Source organism: Aquiflexum sp., assembly GCF_977115555.1.
Genome location: NZ_CDSBKL010000230.1, coordinates 1 through 6,576, shown reverse-complemented (window position 1 = coordinate 6,576; position 6,576 = coordinate 1). Strand labels below are relative to the sequence as shown.

General features: G+C 37.8%; 9 protein-coding genes. 1 reads left to right on the top strand and 8 read right to left on the bottom strand.

Features of this window, described 5'->3' with window-relative positions:
* Positions 1–391: 391 nt before the first annotated feature.
* From ACZFYI_RS13465 to ACZFYI_RS13435, 7 genes are all read right to left on the bottom strand, one after another.
* Entirely contained in the window at positions 392–808 is a 417-nt protein-coding gene (locus ACZFYI_RS13465) for a hypothetical protein (RefSeq protein ID WP_462524647.1), read from the bottom strand.
* Between the two features lie 154 nt (positions 809–962).
* Positions 963–1,514, bottom strand: coding sequence for a DUF2911 domain-containing protein (locus tag ACZFYI_RS13460; RefSeq protein ID WP_462524646.1), 552 nt, complete (start codon positions 1,512–1,514; stop codon positions 963–965).
* A gap of 259 nt (positions 1,515–1,773) precedes the next feature.
* On the bottom strand, positions 1,774–3,030 hold the full coding sequence (locus tag ACZFYI_RS13455) for a DUF2254 domain-containing protein (protein WP_462524645.1): 1,257 nt from the start codon (positions 3,028–3,030) through the stop codon (positions 1,774–1,776).
* Positions 3,031–3,248: 218 nt separating this feature from the next.
* Entirely contained in the window at positions 3,249–3,725 is a 477-nt protein-coding gene (locus tag ACZFYI_RS13450; RefSeq protein ID WP_462524644.1) for a hypothetical protein, read from the bottom strand.
* Between the two features lie 268 nt (positions 3,726–3,993).
* Positions 3,994–4,173, bottom strand: coding sequence for a hypothetical protein (locus tag ACZFYI_RS13445; RefSeq protein WP_462524643.1), 180 nt, complete (start codon positions 4,171–4,173; stop codon positions 3,994–3,996).
* A gap of 302 nt (positions 4,174–4,475) precedes the next feature.
* Positions 4,476–4,838, bottom strand: coding sequence for a VOC family protein (locus ACZFYI_RS13440; RefSeq protein WP_462524642.1), 363 nt, complete (start codon positions 4,836–4,838; stop codon positions 4,476–4,478).
* Between the two features lie 61 nt (positions 4,839–4,899).
* Positions 4,900–5,232, bottom strand: a complete 333-nt coding sequence (locus tag ACZFYI_RS13435) for a hypothetical protein (protein ID WP_462524641.1) — start codon at positions 5,230–5,232, stop codon at positions 4,900–4,902.
* Positions 5,233–6,117: 885 nt separating this feature from the next.
* Between ACZFYI_RS13435 and ACZFYI_RS13430 the strand changes: the two genes are divergently transcribed.
* On the top strand, positions 6,118–6,435 hold the full coding sequence (locus ACZFYI_RS13430) for a winged helix-turn-helix transcriptional regulator (protein ID WP_462524640.1): 318 nt from the start codon (positions 6,118–6,120) through the stop codon (positions 6,433–6,435).
* Here the strand turns inward: ACZFYI_RS13430 and ACZFYI_RS13425 are convergent.
* The coding region (locus ACZFYI_RS13425) for a hypothetical protein (protein ID WP_462524639.1) at positions 6,389–6,576 on the bottom strand (188 nt) is incomplete at its 5' end. The two genes, ACZFYI_RS13430 and ACZFYI_RS13425, sit on opposite strands and share 47 nt — an antisense overlap.

Genomic DNA, 6,576 nt, shown 5'->3' with positions numbered 1-6,576 from the left:
TTTACCAAAATTATTTATTTTTTGGACCATTTACCTGAAAAAATTCCGGATCCATTTGCATTCTCTAAATCCTGATCCTCCGCACAAATTTGATTTCTGCCAAATCCATGGCACGAAGTATTATGAACCGGGCCTGCAAGAATAAAAAGTATTCTGAGTATTTGCTTGATTTGTTGTTTGCCATTATTTCCCATTAAAAAAGGATGATTTTTATTTCGAATTCCTTCTAATTAAAAAAAAATATGAGACCTGCCTGAATTTAAACCCATGGTCCCTATCAGGTATTCAGGATTTGCTGATTTGAAGGTATTACAACTTGAGTCACGGAAACCAGGAAAGAAATGGGCAAGAACTTATATTTCTGCTGCAATTGTCAGTTTAAAAAAAGCTTTTAGTCGATTATTCTGTCAAATGTTTTATAAATAAATTCAGTTGACGATGAGTCTTCCTCAATTTCAAAATTTAAATCTGTAAACTCTGCTCCTTGATAGGAGACCCCTTTTTTTTCTCTGACAGTTTCCAGTTTATCCCAATGGGTCATTTTTAGATGGAGAATTGCGCATAATCCTTCCCCTTGTACATGAAAATATAAAGATTCCTTACCATCCTTTTCATCGTATTCTTGAAGCCGATAAGTGAGTTGAGATCGGTCAATACTTTCAAGTTGCCTGATCAATTCCTCTTTGTAAACCTTTGATTCGGGGGGATTGATTTCAAATATTGGGTTTTCATTATTGCAATCAGGTCTGTCACAAGAGGCAATTCCAAGGATTGAAAAAATTAAAGAGGTAATAAATAGCTTTTTCATATACCGTTTTGTCCTTCTGAAAGCGTAATAAAAAAACCAAAATTTTTCCGGATTTTGATTATGGATTCAGAACATTCGAGTAGGGATCACTTTGCATAAATATCAACCTGTTTCCCTACAAAAGGAGTTTTTTCAAAATTGCCTTGCCTAGACACTAAGGCTTGATACCAATCGGAATTGCGAGCTGTACATTGCTCCACTCAAAATAAACAACAGCACCATCAGACTCTTCCTCAATGCGTGTGGTAAATTGCTCTACAGGTACAACTGGCCTGGTTACGGGAACTTCAGTTACAAACACATTTTTGCTATAATCAGGCTCCCAAGCGCCCCATTGACCGGTTTCTGTGTTTACCCCAATCTGAAATGAATCTGAACCTGGGATGGCATACAGGCTGTAGCTACCCGCTTTTAAAGGCATGCCGTTGAAAGTCACATCCTGGCTTACAGTGATTGTGGTGGCTTCATTGGCACCCAATCTCCAATAACTGCCATTGGGCTGAAGTGCACCCTCATCTTCCGATCCAAAAATTACACGGCCTCTAACCGAAGGACGGCTATAGCTGATTTCCACATGGAGTCCATCGACATCAAGTTGCGCAGTATCAGGTGGGCTTAGCGAACGGTTGCGGTTATTCATATAAATAAATGCGACTGCCAGCAATAAAATCAGTATGCCTACACCGATAAGGATCTTTTTTAACATGACGATTTTGTGTTTGAGTTAGGTAGAAAAGTAAGGATTATTGGGTGAAATGGCAAGGCAATGCGCAATTTTTGCCCCGATTTCCTACAATGAGGCGAACCGCTTACCAATCCTCAAAAAAGCCAATTCTAAGCAATTGAACAATTCCCATAAGCCCATTACCAAATCTCGGACTAAAATGAAAACATAAGTATATTTCACATTTTGGATAATCAATCAGAAAGCCATTTAATTGTTTGGACTTCGTTTTTATGCTTTCTTAATGGTAAAACAGGCATTCCTTTTTCAATAAATCTAGGTCAGGTTTGAATTTCATAGCCTCTTCTGCTCGATGGAAAGCCTCTTTTGAATATTGAAATGCCATCTGCTTTAGCTCCTTGTCAGGTATCGTTTCTATGGATTTGAATACCTTTTGCAATCGAAGCATCACTTCTATGATATCGGCACCATCTCTGGAAATAGGCCTAAAAGCATCATCAAAAAAATCCGCCATCGAAATTTTGGGAACTGAAATACAATCATAAAGTACAGTCTTTTCTTCTTTGTTTTCAATTGCCTCGTTCCATAAGAAGAATAATCTTTCATGGCTTCCTATAATTTGGATTGCCGTTCCAGGATCATTGATACCCGAAGATAGTGCCCTGCTTGCGATTTCTGATAAAGCTATAAATCCAAATCGGGGATCTTCGTCAAACAACCTTGTAGCACCTATATGAATGGAACCGTTAATCTTTTCTGTGATTTCCTCCAAGTTTGCTTTTTCATCAGGAGTTATTGAAGCAATTGCAAAATTTTGATGGATAAAATCACCCGGGAGACAATTGAGTTGGATTTTTAGGCCTTTCTCTTTGGCTAATCCCTGTAAAGTTGCCATGTCCACATGTTGTACATAGCCAACAGACTTACTGATTACAGATTGCCCAACTTGGAGAGGGTTTGTTATGGGCAGTCCGTTGAGGAAAGGTTGTTTGATGTATGTGGATAGTGATTTGGCAGCAACCGATTCCACCTGTGAGATGGTATGTTCTAATCTTCCTAAACTTGAAATTCCATCTACCCATTTTAGGAAAGTAAGAATGACCAATGCAAATAAGGATAAGGTGAACAAAAAAAGAATAAACCTACCTGACTTGCCATAATACCCAATATCCAGCGCGACTGTAGCTACAATACTGAATATGAATGATCCAATAAACACAGATAGGGCATTTTGAGACACATCATCTGTAACCACAATCTTGAAAGACCTTGGGGTAGCGGTGTTGCTCGCCGCAGAATATGCTGACAACATCGATGCCACTGCAAAAATGGAGATGACCAACATGCTGGAAGATAAAGTGTCCAACAAGCCTTCAATAGATTCTAATTTAATGCCGGGGACAAGATCGTCTAATTTTGTGCCATCTGCTTGGTGGGCAAATAAAGCCCCACCGACTGAGACCAAACAGAATAGCAAAGGTCTAAACCATAATTGCTCACGCATCCTGTGTAAATAAATAAACAGGGTTTTTTTCATGGCTTGCAAATTTGGGTTTAGGAACTCAGACTAAGGTAAACAAAAAAATACTCAGATTTGACTGATTTCTGTGCCAAGAAGCTCATTGGTTAGAATTGACTGATAATATTTTTATAAGGATTGAAAAGCTTTCAGAGCTAAAAAAGTTAGTAAGGAAAAGTGTGATGTTTCTTTTTTGCTGGCAATAAAATTGGAAGTTGGGTTCTGTTTTTTTTGCTTTAGCACCCGCACTCTCCAAAAAAAGTCTTCGTAATTGAGTTGCCTTTTTGATCAGAGAGTTTGATTACTCCTGTTTTTTGAGAAACCTCGTAGTCACTTGGTGCGCCATCATTTATTTCGATTGTCATTTCAAATTGGTCACTTTTTGCTTTGGCAATTGTTGTTGCCCCATTTATGTTCAATTCAGTTTGGGTAAATTTTGTCAAAACCCCATTTATTTTTAAAAATGAAGTTTGGGAGAAGTCTTTCATGTAAATGTATTCACCCTGCTTGAATTCAATGGAGTCATTGGAAAAATAGCATGAACAGCCGATTATTTCAGGCGGAAAATCCGAAAAGGTCTCCATGGTTATGGTTTCTTTTGCGTTTTTTATATCCCCTGCCTGTATGTTTTTTTTATTGCCATCGGTTTGTCCACAAGCTCCCAAATAGCATAAGGAAAGGACAATCAAAAATGTTCGAAGAAATTTATTCATGTAATTTGCATTTTCATAACGGGCAGAAATCAAATCAGAATCCGACTTCCAACAGTATATTTAAATATCTCATTTGTTTTTTGTATATCCAATTTGTCCCGTGGGCTTTTGCTCCGGCAAATCTTATGTATCTCAAAGGTTCAGCCATCACTTCTGCAGCTTTCATCCATGATGCTCCGACTATACATATAATTAAAAATTCTGAATTCTAAATTTACAAAACCCTTCCAGAATGAAGTCTTGTTTAGGTTCTAAAGGTTGTTTGTGACTACACCAAGAGAAACGCCATTCTACTCTTAATGGGGGAGAGGTTAGAGCTGATCCTGCCTTGCTGAAGTGCAAGGCCGAGTTCGGCGATAATCCTGAAAAAAGTCTCCAACTTCTGGTTTTGCCGCTTGAGTGCTTGTTCTGATTCGTAATCAAGCTGCAAAATAACGCTGTCCTCCATGGCCACTGCTTACATGGTCGCAGGCTGTTGAAAAATATAATTGTTATCATCCGAAATCCACCAATCTTCTCGTTGATGGTATTTTCCTGCCCTTGTTCCTCCACCACGGAAATGCTCCCTTTGAGATAGAATGTCTGTGTTTTGCCGTAAAATTGGGTTCTCTCTTTTTGACTTTTACTTCCTTAAAGCATGCAGTAACAAGCTGCACTTGCTCCCATTCCTTGTTCAGTAAAACTGGGAAGAATCTAAAAACTGCGTTCCGGTGGTGGTAGTTTCTGAAATGTAGTTTTGTATACAAATTATTACCATTGTTGGAATCTTATTCCAAGTTGCTTGTCTGCAATCGCAAATTCTTTGGCACCCCAAGGTCTGAGGGTCACTTTATTCAGATTTGGGTGCAACAGGTGAGGATGGGAGGCCGATACCTTTGCAAATATCTCTTCAATATTTTGAGTTTCAAGCCTTAACTCTGGATTATGTTCTTTTGCTAATTGTTTGTCCTGAAAAAGCATAAGCTTACATCCGTCTTTTTTTAAAACACAATAGGGTTGGGCGCTTTTAAAATCTGCGTGTTCTACTTTAAACTGAAGACAGTCAACAAACAATTTCAGTCCTTCTGAAATCTCCGTATAAAAAATGCTTGGTACAAGTATTGTGAAATTCATAGTTAAAATTTTTATAGGTTAAAGGAATGAGAATGATCGTCAGGGGCTTCAGTCTTATTTTTTATGAGTTTTTAAAGATATCCTTATCCCAGTTTCGGAACTCGTAATATTTGCTTTTGGGTTCTCCTGTCCATCCATTTATTCCTTTTTTCTTGGGTAAATAATATCCATGGATATAGAGCAAAGGGAAAATAAACAGGGCTAGCAAGGTCATTGAAAATATTCTGCCAAATAAAACCGAAACAGAGCAAACCAATACAATGGTCAATAAGTACTTGCCAAGTCTACGGATTTTGGGTGTCCTTTCTTCAAAATGTCCCATGAGGATATTTCCGAAAGCATAAATTACGCTTACAATTGCCACCTCAAACCAAAGAGATCCCGTTGTCCACATATTTAAAGTTATTTTTTCCAACGGGAAATTTCTCATCCCATTAAAGTCCATGTTTTTTTATACTTGAAGGCCAGTGCTTTGAAGATTTGTAGCTTAAGATATAGAATTATAAAATTAACAGAATGCACAGTCATTCTGACCAACAAAAAATAAAAAATTATGGACAAACGGTTCCTGTGGGTATCACAGACAAAGGCAATGCGCAAAGTTCTCCTTTAACTGTAAACTAAAAAAATTCAATTTATCGGCATTTTTTCGATCAATATTTTTTTTGAAAAAGTGGTTAAAATATTTTCCGGTTATTTCCCTTGTGGATAAAAGACATGAAATTTTCATTTCTCTAATCACGGGAGATAAGAAGTATCCATTCCTGATTTTACTGCCAAAAGCGGACTTCAGGATGACCGATATCCCCAAAGCCCGCTTAAAAAATGATTGGAAACGCTACTTTATCGTTAATTTTATATTTATCCGCATCGTGACTCTTACCCGACTAGTTTCGAAATGTCATGTTTAAACTGAACCTCATTTGTTCAAGGCGGGGAGGAGTGACGGCGGACCGGGCCGGCTCCGGCCTTGTGCGTGGATAGGATTCCGCCGTCTTGGCTTTTTTGGCTACTTTTTTTGCTAAGAAAAAAAGTAGCTGTAAAAATGAGGAATCGATTTTATTTACCCTTAAGAACATCTTTAAAGTTAATTTTGGTACGTGCATTCACCTGGATAAACATATTATTTAATGTTGCACTCATTTTTTCTGATTTTTTGTACGTAATGTTTTACGAATAAAAATATTAACTACCTTCATGGCAAGTACATACTATAAAGTATCCTACATACTTTTTTGATAGTAATATTGATTATCAATGATTTATAAATATTAAATAAATGAAAAATAAAAAGGCTCATTGTGCTGTTGATTATGCCTTTCAGCGAATAGGTGGTAAATACAAAGGGCGAATTTTATGGGTATTGAGAGAGGGTGTTTTGCGATACGGAGAATTAAACCGGGCCGTAATAGGTATCACACCCAAAATGCTAACCCAAACGCTAAAAGAATTGGAAGCCGATGAACTTATTGTGAGAAAAGTTTATTTGGAAGTCCCACCGAGAGTGGAATATTCACTGACCGATACAGGAAAAGAATTAATTCCCCTTATCAGTCACTTGCGAAGTTGGGGTGAGAAACAAATGTCAGCAAATTGAAACTTACAATTCGTAGGCTGTCTTTGCAATGACCGCTTTCGTCCCAGGCTTTGCGCAGTTTGGTTGGAATTACTTCCGAAGCTGTAGGGAATCCACCCCGGTCCATCATCAATCGCCATTCTACTCCTAGATGAGTCCAAA

Coding starts and splice junctions, on each gene's coding strand:
- ACZFYI_RS13455 (WP_462524645.1), bottom strand. CDS start 3,030: ATGAAAAAAACCCTGTTTATTTATTTACACAGGATGCGTGAGCAATTA.
- ACZFYI_RS13440 (WP_462524642.1), bottom strand. CDS start 4,838: ATGAATTTCACAATACTTGTACCAAGCATTTTTTATACGGAGATTTCA.
- ACZFYI_RS13450 (WP_462524644.1), bottom strand. CDS start 3,725: ATGAATAAATTTCTTCGAACATTTTTGATTGTCCTTTCCTTATGCTAT.
- ACZFYI_RS13445 (WP_462524643.1), bottom strand. CDS start 4,173: ATGGAGGACAGCGTTATTTTGCAGCTTGATTACGAATCAGAACAAGCA.
- ACZFYI_RS13430 (WP_462524640.1), top strand. CDS start 6,118: ATGAAAAATAAAAAGGCTCATTGTGCTGTTGATTATGCCTTTCAGCGA.
- ACZFYI_RS13460 (WP_462524646.1), bottom strand. CDS start 1,514: ATGTTAAAAAAGATCCTTATCGGTGTAGGCATACTGATTTTATTGCTG.
- ACZFYI_RS13465 (WP_462524647.1), bottom strand. CDS start 808: ATGAAAAAGCTATTTATTACCTCTTTAATTTTTTCAATCCTTGGAATT.
- ACZFYI_RS13435 (WP_462524641.1), bottom strand. CDS start 5,232: ATGTGGACAACGGGATCTCTTTGGTTTGAGGTGGCAATTGTAAGCGTA.